This is a genomic window from Paraburkholderia caffeinitolerans (assembly GCF_902859945.1).
GTDB classification, from domain to species: domain Bacteria; phylum Pseudomonadota; class Gammaproteobacteria; order Burkholderiales; family Burkholderiaceae; genus Paraburkholderia; species Paraburkholderia caffeinitolerans.
The window spans coordinates 33,995-51,594 of the sequence record NZ_CADIKL010000052.1 but is presented as its reverse complement, the minus strand read 5'-3'; the positions used below and the strand labels follow the sequence as shown (position 1 = coordinate 51,594).

The window sequence follows — 17,600 nt, the reverse complement described above, 5'->3', positions numbered from 1 at the left end:
GAAACAGCTCCACGCCGATGATAGTGCGGATTGCCCGTGTGAAAGTAGGTAATCGTCAGGCTCCCTATGCAGTACGTCCAGAACCCCGGTGGCTCCGAAAGAGCACCGGGGCTCTGGCGTTTACGCATCGTAAGAAGTCCAGCGCGCACTCTACCCCCACTCTCGAAGACCCGATCAAAGGCGTTTGAGCACGCATTCCTCCAGCGCGGTCTCCACGAACTCGATAAACGCGCGCACCTTCGTATTGAGCGCCGCGCGCTCGGCCACGCACGCATAGATCTCCATCGGTTCGGGCTCGGCCCATGCGCTGTTGCGCGCGTGCGCCTCGAAGAGCGGTAGCAGTTTGCCGCTCTCGATCAACGGCTGCGCGACGAAGCTCGCGAGCCGCGTGATGCCGCCGCCATTCACGGCGATCTGCGCGAGCATGTCGATGTCGTCGCAGATAAAGCTGGGATTCAGGGGCGCCGCAAAGCGCTGACCGTCGCGGATGAAGCCCCACGGCAGGAAGCGCCCATCAGTCGGATAGCGGAACACGAGGCATGCGTGCTGCTTCAAGTCTTCGGGAGCGGTGGGCACTCCAGCGCGTTCGAGATAGGCGGGCGCAGCGCAGAACACGAAGGGCCGCGAGGCAATGCGCCGCGCCACGAGCCGCTCGTCGAGTTGTGCCGTAATGCGCAGGCTCACGTCAATGCCTTCCAGCCGGTGATCCACGCGCCGGTCGGTGCAGATGAGTTCGATTGCAATGCGTGGATACGCCGCCTTGAACGCCGGCATCAGCGGCGCGAGCACGTGCCGCCCGAACGCGGTCGTGGTCGCCACGCAGAGCGCGCCTTGCGGCTCTTGCGCGCCGGTGGCTGCCTCGTGCGCCAGTTCGAGGTCGCGCGGGATATGGCGGACCTTTTCGTAGTAGGCCGCGCCGCTTTCGGTAAGTGCCATGCGGCGCGTTGTGCGCGAGAGCAGTCGGAGGCCCAGATGCGCTTCGAGCCGCGCGACGTTCTGGCTGACGGCTGCCGCGCTCATGCCGAGTGTACGCGCCGCCGCTGCGATGCTGCCGGTCTCAACGACCCGCGTGTAGCAGTGGATCAAGCCCAGAAGGTTCGTTGGCATCGTCACACTTGTGTTGTGTCTGATTCGTAATTTTCGCTTATGAATGAATCAAGCACAACGTGGCTAGTGAGGAGCTGACGCCCTTGATACGCTTTTGGCTCCCCGTCACCCTTCACGCATGGAGAGGCCGCATCGATGATCCCAGGCACGTCACAAAGCACAGCACAAAACGCCACGCAAAAATCCACACGATTTCGTATTCCCCGCCCCTTGACGCCCTATGTGTTCGCGCTTTATATGGCGACCATCATGGCGTTCCTGATGTGTCTCGTCATCACCGTCACGGAATTCGGCGTCGATGAGCATTACATGGAAAACGTGAAGAATGCGTACCGAGTGGCGATGCCGGCGGCCTTCGTCTGTGTGCTGATTGTTCGACCGATCGTGGCGCGGCTCGTCGCGTGGACGGTGCATCCGCACTGACGCGCTGCGACTTTGCGCCGTTTCAGCGCGCGAAGCGCGCCGCGCCGGGAATCGGCCGGCGCGTTTTGTTTCGTGCCTGCTGACGCGCCGAAGATTGCATGGTGCACGCTGCGGCGCCTCCCTCCGAAGCACGACGATCCCAAGTCGTGCACGTCGTCGCGCCCGAAAAGCGCACGGGCGATGCCATCAGCACCGCGATTTCGCCGACGCGTTTCGGCCGTATCAGATAACGCTCGATGAGAACGTCGTCTCGACGACCATTGCAGGCGGACAAGGTTAGCGCCAGCCGAGCACCATCGAGCTTGAGGGCGCGCGCTATCAAGGTGAATTGATCGCGAAAATTGCAGACAAACTATTCGGCCAACCGCCGATGCTGTTCGTTTTGTCGCCGGGTAAACGGGACGGTCGCGCGCTCCGTGGTCGCCGCTCCATCAGCATGTCAAGCTGCGCGTTTCAAGCCCCTTTCGCTGGGGCGAAGGGAATGCGCGAAGCTCAAAAAATCGCCAGTTTTCCCAGATAAATTCTTCAATAAATAAAATAGCAATCCTGATTAATTAAAGAGGCGATGCATTGATGGACGTCACTCGCCCATCATGCTGTTCGTTGGCAGCGACAGCTTGCCATGATCGACGAAGCGTGTACCGCCACCCAGGCCGCCCGCCAACCGGCCGCGCATCTCATAGGGGAAGCCGCCCGACGACACGCTGTCCCCAAAGGCGAACGCCTGGCGCACAGCCGAGAATGCCGGAACGGTCAGCGGCACGACGATAATGGTTTCTCCGAAGCGAGGCACGACGCCGCTCTGATCGCTGACGCCACTGGCGAAGGAGTGTCCGTTGAGATCCAGTTGCAGTGACGCACCGTTAAATTCGACTGGCGTATCGTTGGGATTCTGAATGCGCAACTTCACGTTGAAGCGCATCTCCAGTCCTTCGCCCTTGAGCGGCTCGATGCCCGCCACGTTGACCCGAAGCGGCTCCTGGCCAATCATCCCTGCGCAGGCGCCAAGCAGGAAGACGAGGCAAAAGAAGACACAGAAGACGCGAAACGAACGCATCGCATCAGGAGCCAGCATGGCAAGCCTCGTCTGATTAGTTTTCGAGTGCTGATTAGTGTAGCGTCTTCTACCGTTGCCAGCGGAACAATCGGGCGGATGCCGCGCAGAGGCAGCGGGTCGCGGACATTTTCTCGCTCGCGACGTTGGCGAACATGTGACGGGACAGACTTCGCGAACAATGGTCGATGGTCGAAGGTCACTGGCCGGTTCAAAGAGTGGATCGAACGCGAGGTTGGCCGCCGAGGCCAGAAAGGATCGAAGTGACATCGGTGGCGTTCGTGCGTAACCCCTACATAGTCGCAGTTGCGCTCGAACGTGCAAATGGCTTCTCAAGGCCACACGCCAATGCAACAACGGAAAACAACCATACCGCCATGGAACGCGTAGTTCGTGAGTACAAAAAATTCGACGTTGCTCGATCGATGCTCGATACGGCGATTGGGCTATATCTCTCCAATTGAGGCAGATTTTCCGTCCTCCATCTTGCGTCGGCTGCCGAGGAGGTAGTTGAGGGAGTGCTGAAAGGTCGGCGCGCAGGCGCATCGCCGGGATGCGAGCGCAATCGGGCCGCACGCGAGAAGACAGTTTCGGCCATCATGGAGAGCGTGAAAGCGCGGGCCAGGTACGCACAGTAAAGGAGATTGGCTGGTTTTTGAACTATGGGCGCTACGCGAACACCTTAAGCGAAAGCATGATCGAATTTGCCAACCAAACATCGATGCGAGACGCGCAGATAGCCGACCGGAAAGGGAGTATGAAGTCTTGGCGTGCCTGCAGTTCGTCATGCACGGCCTCCACTACTTGCTCGGACTGAGGATGGAGGCGGTAGTATTCCGGGACCCCTGGTTTTAATAGTCGTCGAGCCTGACGGGGGGCAATATGATGTGTCTATCTACTAACCCGTGACCGGCGTAGAAACGAGTTGATAACGTTTGCGCAAACGGGTGTCGCATTGAACCCGGCTGGCGGCGGCCTTCATCATTTTCTATACTTCGCAATGTGCGAGGCATAGGAATGACGTTCATCGCGTCGCAAGTGATTTCAAGCCGGCCGTCAATCTGCCCCCGGCGCAACAGCAGCACCTTGCATCTGCGTGAACGGTCCGGGTACGTTGCTTCAAATGTCTACTATCGTCTTCGCATCGATTGATGAATTGCTGGTGACGGCTGGTGGGTGAGACCGTGAGCCAGAGGACGTCGAAGCCGCGGCGCGACTTCGAACGAACGGAAAACGGAGATCAGCGATGAATGCAACTGCAAGGAACGGCGCACTGCCCGACGAGCCGCTTGTCGACACGACGCCGTACGGATACGGTCCCGACGATTCGATCAGCGACGTCACCGAAAATGCGGCCATTACGCATCACACGCTGAAGCTCAACGGGAAGTCGATTGCCTATACGGCGCGAGCAGGTCATCTCGTCACGACTGACAGCTATAGCTCACGGCCAGGCGCCAAACTGTTCTATGTGGCATTTACCGCCGACGATGCGACGCCATCTTCGAGGCCGGTCACGTTTTTCTACAACGGCGGCCCCGGCTCGTCGTCGGTGTTCCTGCTTCTTGGGTCATTCGGACCGCGGCGCATCAAGACAAGCATGCCGAACTTTACGCCCCCGGCACCCTATGAACTCGAAAACAACACGGACAGTCTGCTGGATCAGACCGACCTCGTGTTCATCGACCCGGTGGGCACCGGTTACTCGACTGCGGTTGAGCCGCACACCAACAAGGACTTCTGGGGCGTGGACGAGGACGCGGGCTGCATTAAGCAGTTCATCAAGCGTTACCTGACCGTGTTCAACCGCTGGAATTCCCCCAAGTATCTATTTGGCGAATCATACGGGACGCCACGCACCTGTGTGCTCACCTGGCTGCTGCACGAGGACGGTGTAGATCTGAACGGCATCGTTCTGCAGTCTTCGATTCTCGATTATTCGCAGACGGGCAATCCGATTGGCATCCTCCCGACGTACGCGGCCGATGCCTGGTTCCACAAGAAGGTTTCGTTGAATCCGGTGCCCACAGATCTGCCGCAGTTCATGGACGAGGTGAGCGCGTTCGCGAGCGGTCCATATGCGAATGCGCTGAACACGTTCCCCGATGTCGATGAGGCGGGACTGCAGCATTTGAGTGACATACTCGGCATCCCGCCGATGGTCCTCAAGTACTGGCAGCTCGATCCTGCGCTCGGAAACGGATCCGCGTTCCTGACCAGCCTGTTGCTCGATAACGGGCTGGCCGTGGGCGCCTACGATGGCCGCGTGACGGGAATCGACACGGGCATTGCAGAATTCGTCTCACCGGATTCAGGTGGAAACGATCCCACCATGGCTGCCGTGAGCGGGGTGTATACGGCGATGTGGAATGTCTACCTCAACGAAGAATTGCAATACACATCGGTATCGCCGTTCATGGACCTGAACGACCTGGCCTTCGAGAATTGGGATTTCGGCCATATCGACCCAACGGGCGCCCAGAGAGGTGGTATTGGAACGCTGTATACAGCAGGCGACCTTGCGGCTGCGATGTCCGTCAATCCGTACCTGAGGGTGTTTTCGGCCAACGGATATTACGATGCAGTGACGCCATTTTTCCAGACCTTCATCACGTTCCAGACCATGCCGGTGGGCAGCGAGCAGATCGACCAGAACCTGTCGGTCCACAACTATCCTTCGGGCCATATGATCTACCTCGACAACGCATCGAGAACCGCGATGAAGGCAGACCTCTCGTCCTTCTATGGCGAGGCACAAGCCCATGTCGCCGCCATCAGGGCGGCAGTACAGCCGGAGCAGACGGCCGTGGAAGGTATCGTTCAATATCGCCGGCGAGTGAATCGCACGCCGTACTGAGCGACAGACCAAAGCGACTCGATTTCTGGCGATCTCAGCACGAGCCTCCATATCGGTCGGACGGCGCAGCGAATGCTCGCGCCGTTTTCAGTCTCCACTTAAGTTGTGACAGCAACTCGCGTTCATCCATGGGGACTACTCCGGCGCGCCGGCGATCAGAACCTTTGATAGTCGGAAACAGGCGCAGTGAGGCGACCATGCAGCCTTGGACAGATCCTGCCGAAAAGTGAGGATATGCCGCTCCGCAATTCCCACCAGGGATTTCTGATAGTCGTAGCTGCTTGCCGTGCAATGCCTCGCTGGATATGCCCACCCTTCTGCGGGTAGGACTCAGGAGGTGTTCACTGGCACGCCCGGGACTGCTCCTCGCGCGTCACTTCTGCCGTTGTGTAAGCCAAGCGTAAATGCAAAGCGCATAACGCACCCGCAAGTGTGCGGCCCCGCACTGAACGCGCCAATTTCTGCGTTTGCAGAACCGATGCGGCGGACCTATACCACATTGTAACGAGGTCGAGAAAATGATTTGTAATCCTAACAGGGTTGTGACGGAGATCATGCTCTGTTATGTATTTGAGCGGTCAGTTTGACGAGCAAGATGATCCGGGACACGCAGCAGGACGAGGCAATCATGACGGCTGCAGTACCGCTAAATCTCAAGAACGTGTGCGGTGATCTGAGCGCGCCAGCAACTGCAGGAAGGGGGAGCGGAGTTGGCGGTGCCGGATTCGCAGCGATCCCCAGAAAATGCCAAGAAATACTTGGGAATAGTGCTGCATGATTCCGAAGAAAAGTGCACTGCCTTTGTCGGCTCACTTTCCTCCGGTCAGCGCATTTCCAACACCCAATTCGATATTCTGACAACAACACTAAATGCCAAGGAAACGGTTTTTGCACCGATTTCTACGGCTCACGCGTTGATCTCGGGAGCGACCGTGTCGTCTGGCACTCGACTCGCGATTAACAAGGACATCTATGAAAAGGAAATAGCGTAATTGATTTCTGGCGCAATCGACGCGACGTACCATGCGGATTACGCAAACTACGCGAAAAGTCTGGATAGCATGGATGAAAGCAAGGTCTATCCGCCCATTGAGATCTCGAGGATTGAAGCTTTCCACAGGAAGTGTGAGCTGAATCGCCCATCCAACTATGCAATTGCAAATCAACCGAACGTGATGCCAAAGAACCCGTCGACCGCCGAACAGATGTTACCAGGTACGTCCTTCACAGCTGCTCGTGGAGCCGTGTACCTGCTTACGAAACATCCGACTTCCGACAGCCAGAGTGAAGTTATGTACGCAGTCGTAATGTCGAATGGCAGATTTTAGCAGTCAATCAGGATGACCGGAAATCAGTTCCGATTGGTGATTGAACAATAGTGCACCAGCGCGTTTTCCCGAGCATCTGTTATCGATTTGAAAAGCATGGTGCTGTGGAAAAAAGCGAGGCTGATCAGCTTAGCTTCATCCTGTCGGCGTAATTCACGAAATACGGATTGGCACCACAGGTCTTGATCGTCTTCCGATACCGGCGATCAGGGTTCATACGTAGTACCAGGAAGGAGAAGGCAATGACTCTTCATCAGGTCGTACTCGTTGACAAAACCAAGGCGATCGACCCCGCGTTACTTCAAAATGCAGCTGCGGCGCTAAGTTTGCAAGCGTCGAAGCATTTGCCCGGGTGCTGGAGTGGGACAACAGCCACGGTTAGTTATGCGAGCAACGCGAAAGTGTTACCGCCCAATTCGTGGCCGATTTACCTGGTCAAGGCGCTGCCGCCGGGTGAGGGAGGATTCCACCAGGACAAGCGCAAACAGCCTTACGCCGAAGTCATCGCCTCCCCGGATGATCCGACTTGGACCATCGATGCCAGTCACGAAATGTGTGAAATGCTTGTTGATCCTTACGGCAACCGCATGCAGTCTTCGCAGGCCATCGCTATCGAGGGCGATGGCGTTGCTGATACCACCGGCGAATTCAGCTACCTGGTGGAGGTTTGCGATCCATGTGAAGCAAATCAGTTTGCGTACGAAATAAACGGGATCGCGGTTTCCGATTTCATTACACCAGACTTCTACGACACCACAGGTGCGGCTGGTGTCAGCTATAGCTACACTGGCAGCGTTACGCGCCCGCGCGACTTGCTTAAAGGTGGTTATATCTCGTATATCGATGAAAGCGGGGACTGGCAGCAAATTCTCTGGGTCGATCCGAATCAACCGCCTCAATACAATGCGCTTTCAGCTCTCAATGAAAGCCTTTCATGGCGTGAGGCAATCCATGCGGCGATGGGTGATGGTCCATTGAAGTTGAAGCGGGAGCGTCGAAGCGACGAGAAGATGCGAGTTCACGTCGCGAGTCGCGTTCGTGAGTTCATGGACAGGCTGAAATAAGGATGGCTGACCACGCGGCGGACCACGCCATGAAGGTGGACTGGTCCGTCGCATGTCCGGGCGCTCACAAGGCGGAATGCCATGATCGTATATTCGCCGCAGGTACTCGAAAGCAGACTCAAACTGGCTCGCGAGTTGACGAGTGCATACGAGCCCGTTGATTTAACCTGCAGGATGGAAAAGTACCGGCTTTCTGGTCCCGGACGCCAACTCTAGATTGCATTTCCAGCAGGGTTGGCACCGCAGCCCTCCGCAGGCAAGCCGGCGAACCCGAATTAACTTAAACCAATCGGCCTCCACGATTCACGGTGCGGTTCACTTCGCTTGTTTGACGCGACGCCAAGCTTGCCGTAAAGCCGGCAGGTTTGCCCCTATATCCGACACTCGGTCGACAGACCCGCGACTGATTGTAGGGGAGGTGATTTCCGACGACAGCGTTGAGTCAAGCAGCGCTTAGCGCCGACCACTGCGGCCCCAAACATACCGGACCCATCGTTGCCACCGGCTCTGCTGGGGAACGAACGAGTGGTGCGCCTCGCGATCCCGCTCAACGCTCTTCTGCACTTGCTCGTGGATTTGTCTTAACGTCATGCCGCCGGGACCTTTCAGCTTGTCTGGGTCGGCATCAGGATCGAGATCGGTTTCGGGATGGTCGGTCATGGAAAGTCGCCTGTTCCTCGCAACACGACTTGATCTTGATCCAGATACCCAGTTGCTGCAAGTTGGCGGCGCGGGCGGGCAACGAGATTCGGCGCGAGTGCGCGCAGTGCGCTTCTGGCGCCTTTGAAAGAAAAACTCAACAATGCACCGGAGTCCATCGATTGACGTGCCATGAAATCCCCGCCAAGCGATACTCCAAGCCCCTGTAATGCCGCGTTGAACGATAGCGTCACCTGATTAAAGGTAAGTGCATTGCGGGGGATCTCGTCTCGTATTGCACGCCGAAGTGTTCGAACCAGTCTTGCCAGTCCAGGCAATCCCACTGGCTCGAATCGAGTTGTATGAGGGGCAACGCGATCAAATCGGCATTCACTTTTATCTAGTCAGTTCAGCCACTGCGATGTCTCGGGATCACCTGTGAAAAAAGGCCTGTTCTTCCGGAATAAGTCCCGCGTCCGCCTCGTTCTTTGACCGTCAGGTCTTGGGAGCAAGGAGTACGGTCATGAAGTCTCTACTCGCCGTATTCACCGTTGTAGCATGCAGCGCGGCTATCGCGACTCTTGTGTCGTGCGGCGGCGGCTCCGGTTCCAGTTCGAGCGGTGCAAGCCCACCCGTCCAGTCATCGTTCACGCCGACGGCCCTTGTCTCCGATGGCGCGGTGGCTGCCCCGCACATCGACTCGAATCTGAAAAACCCGTGGGGTGTCGCCTTCAATCCGAAAGGTTTCGCGTGGGTTGCGGACAACGGCACCAATGTCGCGACGCTCTACGACGGCAATGGCGTCCCGCAATCGCTGATAGTCGCAATACCCAACGGTATGAACGGCACGGCATCGCCCACTGGCATAGTCTTCAACGGCACACAAAGTTTCACCGTCACGGAGAACGGCAAGTCCGGCGTCGCTGCGTTCATCTTCGCGGGTGAGGGCGGAAGCATTACCGCGTGGGCACCCGCTGTTGGGCCCACCAACGCGTTCGTCATGTACGACGACGGAACGGGAGGCGCCGTGTACAAGGGTCTCGCACTCGCAACGATGAACAATAACAACTTCCTCTACGCAACGGATTTCCATAACAACAAGATCGACGTCTTCAATACCTCATTCAAAAAGGTCGCGATGCCCGGCACCTTCACGGATCCGGCAATTCCAGCCGGCTTCGCGCCGTTCGGCATTCAGGCGATTGGCTCGAACCTCTTCGTCACGTACGCAATGCAAGACTCGGCCAAACACGATGATGTCGCGGGCGCGGGACTTGGCATGATCGATGTGTATGACACAGCGGGTAACCTGAAGCAGCACTTCGCAACGGGAGCCCCGCTCAACGCGCCGTGGGGCATTGCACAGGCACCCGCAAACTTCGGCACGATGAGCGGCGCGATACTGATCGGCAATTTCGGCGACGGTACGATCAACGCGTTCAATGCATCGAGCGGGCGGTCGATGGGACCGCTCTCCGGCTCGAACGGCAGTTCGATTGTCGAGCACGGCGTCTGGGGCATTGGGTTCGGCAACGACGTCAGTAATCAACCTTCCAGTACGCTGTTCTTCGCAGCGGGCCCGAATGACGAAGCCAATGGCGTCTATGGAAGGATCGATCTGAGTCCAGCGTCGAGCGCAGGCGCGAGCACGGGTTCTGGCACCGGCACAAGTGCGGGTTCTGGCGCCGGCACAAGTGCGGGCGGAGGGATGGGCGTGGGCATGTAGCGCTGAGCGCACAATTGTCGATGGCCGCTCCCTATGTGAGAGCGGCCATGTTCCTTTCGCAAGACCATGCTTGCCATGCGGGTGGACAGTTTCCTGAGCTGACTCCCCAGCGGCGAATGTTCAAGCTGAACGGCTAGACGATTGGCGAACGTGTGCACGTCTGGATTGGCATTTGTGCGCTCAAGTTGACGAACACGCATCGTGCTGCGATGTACTTCTGAGGCAATGCGCGCCAGAGCGCTGCTGACGCGCGCCTTCCCACAACCACTACTGCTTCGGCGGCATTACCTGACCGCGGATCTCGCCATCCGGGTGGTCCTTCGTGTGGACATTGATGTACAAGTCGCCCGCAACGAATTCCTTCGCCTCATCGGCCGTCATCGTAGTCTCGCCTTTGATGGGGCCCTCAATGGGGGTGCTGGTGCTACCCACTTTCGTTAGCCAGACCACAGGTTTGCCATTCTTTCCCGCTGCCCCAACGTGGAAATGCGCCATCGTCACCGGACTTGAAAGATCCTTGTACGTTACGTTCCAGGTGACCTGACGTGTTTCGGGGTCGTATGTAAGCTTCGCGTCTCCGGTGCCCTTGGTCTGTACGGAGGGCACCTGCTCCGAGCCGTTGAGCGAAACTGAAAATGATATGGGTGCCGCAAGCGCGACGCTCACTCCTCCAGCGCATAAGGCGCAGGCAAGCGCGAGAATAGCGCGCCGTAACTGGAATGCACTCATCAGCTATCTCCTCGAGACATCGCCGCGCACGCGCATCGCATATGCAGCGGATCGCGTAGAGGCCTGGCGACGTACTGCGCATACGGCGTGCGGCACTCAATAACCACCGCCTGAGGAATCGGTTGAAGTGCTCGACGCGCCATTGCCGCCTTGATTCGTATCGCCGCTCGCGGCAACGGACCCGGAAACCGCAGCCATTCCGAGGCAAACGAGACACGCAAGAACCATCCGAAACCGCTTCATGATGATTTCCTCTTGGGAAGCTCGCAGGAAGCCCCGTGGAAGGCAATCCGGCGAGGCATTATCCGCGCTGTTACCGACGACGCCGAGCCGTGCGTGCATTGCGGACGCGTCACGCGGTTCATCGCGAACGCAGGCGTCGACATAGTTACTAACGTGCCGCGCCTATCTATTATTCCCCCCGCGCAGTAGCGATGCCTGCTTGGGTGAAGGGCTGGATCACACGGAAAAGTGACTCGCTACGCTGCAATCCTGATATGCCTAGGACTACTTATGCCGACAACGAATAGAACTGCCCGGCGCAAGTTTGTAGAGCGCCGTTGTTCCGCCATTACTTCTTGAAGGTTTCGCAGGCTGAGCGGATAGGCCCCATATCAGCGAACGCAAGTCAGGATCACATCAAGCGGGTAATGCAGGGGTTTGCGCATGCGGGCCATGAGCACTGGCTGCATGCCAGCCATCGGTTCGGGTTGCCTCCACGCGGCCTCGAAGACGCATTTTAGCCCTGTGACCGTGGCATCTCCTGTTGAGGAACGAGGCGGATTGGCGCATTCGCCAGTAGCATGGTGTGCACGAGCGTACCCCGCACGCTCCATGCGAAGCCGTTCGGATCGGTTTGCGTATCCGTCTTCGTTCAGAACTTGTTGCTCTGGCTCGGATCGTATTTCGGGTCTGGCTGCTTCTGCGTTTGCCTGAGTACGCCCTGCGGGTCGAAGTAGAAATTGAAGATCATGTGGAAGACGTTGCTCTCCATGTATCGATACGACCACACCTCTCGATCCATCCGCTTGAAATACACCGTCTCGAACGGGCGCCCGAACGCGACCAGCACGTCGTTGCGCGTCCACTTGTTGACTTCGGCGCGGTAAAACTCAGTTTCCTTAAGCACTTGCCGCACACTGGTCGAATTTCCCGATGCATCGAGATCGACGGCGGTGGTGGTCATCCCCATGGGTTGCGTGGGCCACATAAGACGCTTGCCGCCGTTGGGCAGGTCGTACGTCTCCTTTGGCGGACCGAGCTTCGCGATAATCGCCTGCTCATTCATGCCTGTTTGCACGCGCTGCTCGGGTTGTGCGCAAGCGCCGAGCACGAGCGTCATGATGCACGCTCCATGCGTCAACGCGAGTGAGATGCCTTTTCTCATCGGTCTCTCCCACGGATATCGCGAACGCATCCTTGGCGACTGAGTTCGCCTGATAGTCCTACTTTACCCGCATCATGCGTTCAGGATCCGGCGTGTGCAAACTCCCCCTCTCGCCGCCCAGGCACGCGCCCTATGGCGCACGCCTGGGCGCTTCTCTCTCTGCATGCAACACCTGCGTCGTCTGGTCGAACAGACCATACCGCCGAGCTGAACGCCGGTTGCGCAGAGCGCAAGACCCGCCAGGAGGTAATGTCAGCTGCCGCCGCGCGCGATGAGCATGCCGCCGCCGATGGTGAAGTAAAGCGCCAGAAGCGGGCCGGCCAGGATAAAGCCAATCCGGGCCGGCGCGGAGATTGGTTCTGTGTTTGCTTGCTTGGACATGCCAGTGCAATTCGTCTAATTTAACTAAATGGTACATTTTATGATTAAATTGGCGAGCTCTCCCGCGAAGTTGCATCGGAGCCAGGTCGGCCGCTTGCACTTGTCGGTCTTGGCAATCTGATTGATTCGTATGGCTAAGTTATTGAAGACCAGTAGAAGGCGGGAGGCTGGCTCTCGGTGCAAACCCGAAAAATGTGCGTTTATCGCACGAACCTGTGCGATAAACGCGCTCCACCACAGTTCGAAATATTGCTGTCCGACCAGCGTCCGCCTATCCTTGGGCGCTTCGGCCTGCTTGTGTTCAGGGTTCCTTCGACGCAAGCAGCCTGATATCTGTACATTGAAAAAGGTGTCACGATGAGTTCGACCTTGAAGCAGCCCTGCATCATCTCCGTAGCCATTACGGGTTCCGTACCGCGCAAGAAGGACAATCCGGCCGTGCCGATTTCGGTGCCCGAGCAGATCGAAAGTACGCACGAGGCCTACGAGGCTGGGGCGACACTCGTGCATCTGCACGTGCGTGACGAAGAGGAGCGCTCCAGTTCCGATCGCAACCGCTTCGCAGCGCTTCAGGAAGGCATCCGCAAGCATTGCCCGGACATCGTCATCCAGTTTTCGACGGGCGGGCGCGGCCGGTCGTTCGAGCAGCGCGGCGCAATGCTCGATTTGCGGCCTGATATGGCATCGCTGGCAACCGGCTCGGTGAATTTTCCGACCATCGTCTATGAAAATCCGCCGGATTTCGTGCGCTCGTTAGCGCAGACGATGCTCGACCTCGATGTGAAGCCCGAAATCGAAATCTTCGATCTGGCGATGCTCTACAGCACCGTGGATCTTGTGCAGCAAGGTCTGCTGAAGGAGCCCGTTCACGTGCAGTTCGTGTTTGGCGTGAAGAACGCATTGCCAGCCCGGCGCGAAATCCTCGAATTTGAAGTCGCGCAGCTGAACAAGCTGCTGCCGACGGCGACGTGGACTGCCGCGGGTATTGGCCGTCATCAGTTGGAGGTGAACCGCTGGACGCTCGAAATGGGCGGCCACTGTCGCACGGGTCTGGAAGATAACGTCCGCTGGGATAAAGATACGCTTGCGAAAAGCAATGCTCAGTTGGTTGAACGGGTGGCTTCGCTGTGTGGCGAATTTGGACGGCCGGTTGCTACGGCAAAGCAGGCTCGTGAGATTTTGGCGCTTAGGCCTGTGGGGTGATCAGGTGTGTTAGTCATCCTGACTCCCGGCGTTGGATCTCCGCCGGCTGGTCAGCCCACGGGCAACTAGAAAAGGATAACTTGGACCAACCAAATCTCAAGCCGGATGTGCTCAACGACGAATGGCGGAAGTCCGGCGTATGGAAGCGATCGCACGAGCTACTGCTGGCGAAGTTACCCATTCCTGGTCTGTCTCTGCAAGCCGGCCGCCGATTCGGAGAAATCACAGAGCTTCTCGGAAGGCGTTCACCACGAGGCGGACCAAAAGCCCAGCTTCTCCACCGTTTTCTGTACGCCTTCCACCGACATCAGAAACGACAGTGCCTTGCGTACATCCTCTTCCTTTGACTTGCAGATTTCCGGTGCCACTTCATGTGCTGTCCGATAATGGACTTCATAAGTCGTTCTAAATGCAACCGTTCTTTGCTGGGTTGAGGCGATACTGCGTCGCTGATGAAGCGCAGCCCTGAGGAACACACGGTCGCAAATCGGCGAGATCTCATTCGGCATCTGGAACCATACGTTGTTCAACGGAAACGCATTGCGATGCAATAGAAGGCAGCTCGTATCGACATGCTGGAGCTGATCCTCTCCCGCTTCCGAAACATTCAGGTTCGAACCGTCGAGCCGATGAAAGGTCCTCAGCGAACTGCAGATGTCGACCCGTGACGATTCGTGCATGCGCAGCAGGCTCGACAGATGTCCGGGGTGGTACCAGTTATCGGCATCGAGGAAAGCGATGAAATCGCATCCCTGTGCGTCCGCGAGCAAGGCGCCAACCGCTCTTGGCGTGTTGCCATTGTTTCCATGCGCCCTGGGTAGCCGGATGTGCTCGACTTTCCAGGCATCGATCGCGTCGTTCGGCACCCCGTCCGCGACCATCAGGTGCACGACGTCGGCATGCACCTGCTGAGTCAGCACACTTTCATGGCACTGCTGCAAAACTTCAATCGGCTCACGGTAATAGGGCGTCACCACGGCTATTTTTTTCATATTGCGCATTTCCCAGCAGAGGTTGGGGTAATCGTTCGAATCGTGAAAAATCTGACACTTTGTTCGGGAAAGCGTCGATCGTTCAAAGGCTTGCGGATCAATCGACTGCACAGGAACTGCAAGGTCGCGTTATCGTGCTACGAGCGGTTTAGCAAGCGATTACGCAGGATTTTGCACGAAAAGGACGCATACCCCACAAGGTATTCGACGATGACGGACGCGCGCGTTCAGACGTATCACGAGATCGACGACATGACCGTGAGCGGTGGGCGGGCGCAGGCGGAATACGACTTCTCCGGTTCGGCAGCGTGACTGGGGCATTCAACTTTCGAGAGGAGCAGGACGACCTGAGCGGATACATTCGCAACGTTGCGGTGACCGCGGGCAGCGGGAGCGGCGGCAGCGGCAGCAGCCCAACCTACGCGTTCGGCGCACTCAATGAATACAACATTGCGCGCACGTATTCGACTGCGCTTGAGTACCGGGTTGATCCGCTAACCCGTTTGCACCTGACGGCCGGCGTGAGTCACGAGATTTACGACACGTCGGTTGCGCAGGATAACGGCAATCAATGGATGCTCGGCGCGACGTATGACCTGACCGGCTGGCTGCAGCCGTATCCATCCTGGTCGCGCAAGATTCGATTCCCGTCGCTGGACCAGTTGTTCGACCCAACACAGGGCAACGCGGCGCTCGCGCCCGAACGCTCGACCAATGTGGAGGGCGGCGTCGTCTGGACGATCTCACCGGGCAATCGCGTGAGGGTTGGCGCATTTAGCGATCAGGTCGACAACTTCATCCAGAACGACAAGACATCGCAGCGCTACTACAACGGCGACGTGGTCAGCAATGGCATGCAGGTCACGGAACATGGGCAGGTAACCTATGTGAATCGGACGGGCAATGGAAGCGTGCCTTATGGATTTTTAGCGTCGACGCGGGTAATTGCATGGCCGGCGATACGTGCGAGTACGAATCGCAGATGCGCTTCGATATCGATGCCGTTGAGGTTTGCGGTTTAGAGCAGTGAATACAGCTTGGCTGCGGCATCCACTCCCTTGTCTATCATCTGTTCGCTGCCGCACGCATCGCGGCGAAACGTTTACCTGTTTGAAATGAATCTGATATAGCGTTTGTCAGTAGCGGGAAGAAGAACAGTCGTGCCATATATCCAGATTCTTGCACTCTCTGGGCGAACAAAAAACTGCCGGTTTCTATCGGCTTCTACAGTCTTCGGAGGCTATTGCTGGTCGTTGCTTGCCGAGGTGCGTCTTATGCTGATCGGTCGGCGACGAGGCTATAAAATCAAGAATGAGTATTTTTAATTAAGCATATCCGGTGCGCTTATTAGCCGATCGTATAAATAAAAGGTCTGGACGTTCCCGCTTACCATGTCTATATTGATTAGGCTTGGTGGCGTTCAAAGAAACTCTGCATTTTCAATCCAGGGTTTCGAATTCCGTTCCATGGGGGCCAAGTGCCGTTCGAAAATGCCCACACCCATACTGGCTTCGCACGTGTTCATCTCCTATCGCCACGGCGACCCATGGACGCGCATCGCTCGAAAGTTTCATAACCACCTGTTGCCTATATCAGGGCCACTGGGCTTTACGCTTTTCCTCGACGACTCCGATATTCAAGCCGCCGATCGTTTCGAAACAATAATAAAAAATAATCTCGACAAAACCAGTCATTTCATTGTTTTGCTTTGCGACGATTACTGGCTTTCCGAGTGGTGCCGCAAAGAGCTGGATTATGCGGTCCGGCGCTATCAGGAAACGGGCACGCCGCGCCTGTTGTTTGTGCTCGCCGAGGCGATGAATCCGCACTACCTGATATTCGATGCAGCCCATCCCACAGGCACGCTCAGGGACGCGGATGGCGGCGAGTCCCAACTCTCCCGAGTCAGCGACCTGCTTTTCCTCGGACCATTCGACCCAAACCTGCGCCTCGTTCGTCTCGATCTCGAAAATCCGGTGCGCCTTGCGGACCAGATTCACGAAATGAGCGTGAGGCTGCAAAGGACGCTGCCCGCGCAGGCGGGCAACTGATCCGGCAACGGGGGGCGCCATGACAAAGTTCAAGACGAAGGTTCAGGACAAGGTGCGCGAACCGCGCGTGCTCTACATGTCCTGGGTGCCCGACGACGACCAGATGGCCAAGAGTTGCGTCGATATTTTCCTGCGCAAGCTGAAGGTTATTCCTCGCGACGCCCACGACGTTCCGATCAGCGTGATCGATTCATGCTCGAGCCGGCTGGCCGGGGACCAGAATTCGATTCCGGCAGTGAGGGAAGTGCTTCACGGCATCACGGATTTCATCGGTTTCTTTTCTGACTACTACTTTTGCGGGACCGAGTGGGACGACCAGCGCGTGTCGTGCGAGATCGATTACATAGTCCAGCGCAAAAAGGCCGAAAAGAAAGCTGGCGTGCAGGTCGATCACGAACCCGAGCTAGCCATCTGGTTTGGCTTCGTCACCCGGGTCGAGTACTGGCTGGTTGGAAAAATGCAGGAGTCGCGCAAGCTCGCATGGCACAAGCTCAACAGCGGCAAACCCTATTCGAGCGACAAGGACACGCGCTTGTTGCTCAACGACGAAGTGCACAAGTCCGTGAAGGCGCTACTGCAGCATGAGGCCGAGCACTGCGATTGCTGTTTGTCCGCGCGCAGCCCCGCAAAGCGCGGCGGCCTGTCGGCACATTGATGTC

The 17,600-nt window shown here is 57.4% G+C and carries 16 protein-coding genes and 2 pseudogenes; 10 read left to right on the top strand and 8 right to left on the bottom strand.

The genetic code is table 11. From position 1 onward, the window contains the following. Positions 1–174 precede the first annotated feature (174 nt). Entirely contained in the window at positions 175–1,107 is a 933-nt protein-coding gene (locus tag HV773_RS32580) for a LysR family transcriptional regulator (protein ID WP_129564235.1), read from the bottom strand. A gap of 135 nt (positions 1,108–1,242) precedes the next feature. Here HV773_RS32580 and HV773_RS37675 point away from each other — a divergent pair, with 135 nt between their 5' ends. Together HV773_RS37675 and HV773_RS37145 are read left to right on the top strand one after the other, a co-directional pair. Next, the gene (locus tag HV773_RS37675) at positions 1,243–1,530 is read left to right on the top strand and encodes a DUF2798 domain-containing protein (protein WP_129564236.1); all 288 of its coding nucleotides are present in this window, start codon (positions 1,243–1,245) and stop codon (positions 1,528–1,530) included. A 223-nt stretch (positions 1,531–1,753) separates the two neighbouring features. Further along, positions 1,754–1,891: pseudogene (locus tag HV773_RS37145) on the top strand (NAD(P)H:quinone oxidoreductase); the annotation flags it as partial. Between the two features lie 219 nt (positions 1,892–2,110). Here HV773_RS37145 and HV773_RS32570 read toward each other — a convergent pair. Then, positions 2,111–2,587, bottom strand: coding sequence for an LEA/WHy family protein (locus HV773_RS32570; protein WP_227875533.1), 477 nt, complete (start codon positions 2,585–2,587; stop codon positions 2,111–2,113). Between the two features lie 1,243 nt (positions 2,588–3,830). On the opposite strand from HV773_RS32570, the gene HV773_RS32565 reads away from it, so the two are divergent. The 3 genes from HV773_RS32565 (at position 3,831) to HV773_RS32555 (ending at position 7,833) form a co-directional block, all read left to right on the top strand. Continuing rightward, positions 3,831–5,441 (top strand): S10 family peptidase, encoded by a 1,611-nt coding sequence (locus tag HV773_RS32565; protein ID WP_129564238.1) that lies wholly within the window; start codon positions 3,831–3,833, stop codon positions 5,439–5,441. Between the two features lie 716 nt (positions 5,442–6,157). Continuing rightward, positions 6,158–6,433, top strand: coding sequence for a hypothetical protein (locus HV773_RS32560; protein WP_129564239.1), 276 nt, complete (start codon positions 6,158–6,160; stop codon positions 6,431–6,433). Between the two features lie 578 nt (positions 6,434–7,011). Then, entirely contained in the window at positions 7,012–7,833 is an 822-nt protein-coding gene (locus HV773_RS32555) for a hypothetical protein (RefSeq protein WP_129564240.1), read from the top strand. Between the two features lie 453 nt (positions 7,834–8,286). On the opposite strand, the gene HV773_RS32550 is transcribed toward HV773_RS32555, so the two are convergent. Further along, positions 8,287–8,493, bottom strand: coding sequence for a hypothetical protein (locus tag HV773_RS32550; RefSeq protein ID WP_129564241.1), 207 nt, complete (start codon positions 8,491–8,493; stop codon positions 8,287–8,289). Beyond that, positions 8,490–8,666, bottom strand: a complete 177-nt coding sequence (locus HV773_RS32545) for a hypothetical protein (RefSeq protein WP_160113503.1) — start codon at positions 8,664–8,666, stop codon at positions 8,490–8,492. Before HV773_RS32545 ends, HV773_RS32550 begins: the two co-directional genes overlap by 4 nt. A 329-nt stretch (positions 8,667–8,995) precedes the next feature. Here HV773_RS32545 and HV773_RS32540 point away from each other — a divergent pair, with 329 nt between their 5' ends. Beyond that, on the top strand, positions 8,996–10,198 hold the full coding sequence (locus tag HV773_RS32540; protein WP_129564242.1) for a TIGR03118 family protein: 1,203 nt from the start codon (positions 8,996–8,998) through the stop codon (positions 10,196–10,198). A 267-nt stretch (positions 10,199–10,465) separates the two neighbouring features. On the opposite strand, the gene HV773_RS32535 is transcribed toward HV773_RS32540, so the two are convergent. From HV773_RS32535 to HV773_RS37315, 3 genes are all read right to left on the bottom strand, one after another. Continuing rightward, a complete protein-coding gene (locus HV773_RS32535) occupies positions 10,466–10,927 on the bottom strand; it encodes a CHRD domain-containing protein (protein ID WP_129564243.1) in 462 nt (153 codons plus the stop codon). Positions 10,928–11,801: 874 nt separating this feature from the next. Next, on the bottom strand, positions 11,802–12,314 hold the full coding sequence (locus tag HV773_RS32530; protein WP_174220099.1) for a hypothetical protein: 513 nt from the start codon (positions 12,312–12,314) through the stop codon (positions 11,802–11,804). A gap of 252 nt (positions 12,315–12,566) precedes the next feature. Further along, complete coding sequence (locus tag HV773_RS37315; RefSeq protein ID WP_257791197.1) at positions 12,567–12,695, bottom strand: hypothetical protein; 129 nt, start codon at positions 12,693–12,695, stop codon at positions 12,567–12,569. Between the two features lie 369 nt (positions 12,696–13,064). On the opposite strand from HV773_RS37315, the gene HV773_RS32525 reads away from it, so the two are divergent. Continuing rightward, the gene (locus HV773_RS32525) at positions 13,065–13,898 is read left to right on the top strand and encodes a 3-oxoadipate:acetyl-CoA acetyltransferase (RefSeq protein WP_174220110.1); all 834 of its coding nucleotides are present in this window, start codon (positions 13,065–13,067) and stop codon (positions 13,896–13,898) included. A 245-nt stretch (positions 13,899–14,143) separates the two neighbouring features. Here the strand turns inward: HV773_RS32525 and HV773_RS32520 are convergent, their stop codons facing one another. Further along, positions 14,144–15,001, bottom strand: coding sequence for a glycosyltransferase family 2 protein (locus HV773_RS32520; RefSeq protein WP_129564246.1), 858 nt, complete (start codon positions 14,999–15,001; stop codon positions 14,144–14,146). A gap of 197 nt (positions 15,002–15,198) precedes the next feature. Between HV773_RS32520 and HV773_RS32515 the strand changes: the two are divergent. The 3 genes and pseudogenes from HV773_RS32515 to HV773_RS32505 all read left to right on the top strand — a co-directional run. Next, positions 15,199–15,693, top strand: a pseudogene (locus HV773_RS32515) (TonB-dependent receptor domain-containing protein); the annotation flags it as partial. Positions 15,694–16,407: 714 nt separating this feature from the next. Next, a complete protein-coding gene (locus HV773_RS32510) occupies positions 16,408–16,941 on the top strand; it encodes a toll/interleukin-1 receptor domain-containing protein (protein ID WP_160113505.1) in 534 nt (177 codons plus the stop codon). A gap of 19 nt (positions 16,942–16,960) precedes the next feature. Beyond that, the gene (locus HV773_RS32505) at positions 16,961–17,596 is read left to right on the top strand and encodes a hypothetical protein (protein WP_129564248.1); all 636 of its coding nucleotides are present in this window, start codon (positions 16,961–16,963) and stop codon (positions 17,594–17,596) included. The last annotated feature ends 4 nt before the right edge of the window (positions 17,597–17,600 follow it).

Bases quoted from the DNA above. Each gene is read 5' to 3' on its own strand.
- HV773_RS32580 (WP_129564235.1), bottom strand. From the start codon at position 1,107: ATGCCAACGAACCTTCTGGGCTTGATCCACTGCTACACGCGGGTCGTT.
- HV773_RS37675 (WP_129564236.1), top strand. From the start codon at position 1,243: ATGATCCCAGGCACGTCACAAAGCACAGCACAAAACGCCACGCAAAAA.
- HV773_RS32570 (WP_227875533.1), bottom strand. From the start codon at position 2,587: ATGCGTTCGTTTCGCGTCTTCTGTGTCTTCTTTTGCCTCGTCTTCCTG.
- HV773_RS32565 (WP_129564238.1), top strand. From the start codon at position 3,831: ATGAATGCAACTGCAAGGAACGGCGCACTGCCCGACGAGCCGCTTGTC.
- HV773_RS32555 (WP_129564240.1), top strand. From the start codon at position 7,012: ATGACTCTTCATCAGGTCGTACTCGTTGACAAAACCAAGGCGATCGAC.
- HV773_RS32550 (WP_129564241.1), bottom strand. From the start codon at position 8,493: ATGACCGACCATCCCGAAACCGATCTCGATCCTGATGCCGACCCAGAC.
- HV773_RS32545 (WP_160113503.1), bottom strand. From the start codon at position 8,666: ATGGCACGTCAATCGATGGACTCCGGTGCATTGTTGAGTTTTTCTTTC.
- HV773_RS32540 (WP_129564242.1), top strand. From the start codon at position 8,996: ATGAAGTCTCTACTCGCCGTATTCACCGTTGTAGCATGCAGCGCGGCT.
- HV773_RS32535 (WP_129564243.1), bottom strand. From the start codon at position 10,927: ATGAGTGCATTCCAGTTACGGCGCGCTATTCTCGCGCTTGCCTGCGCC.
- HV773_RS32530 (WP_174220099.1), bottom strand. From the start codon at position 12,314: ATGAGAAAAGGCATCTCACTCGCGTTGACGCATGGAGCGTGCATCATG.
- HV773_RS37315 (WP_257791197.1), bottom strand. From the start codon at position 12,695: ATGTCCAAGCAAGCAAACACAGAACCAATCTCCGCGCCGGCCCGGATT.
- HV773_RS32505 (WP_129564248.1), top strand. From the start codon at position 16,961: ATGACAAAGTTCAAGACGAAGGTTCAGGACAAGGTGCGCGAACCGCGC.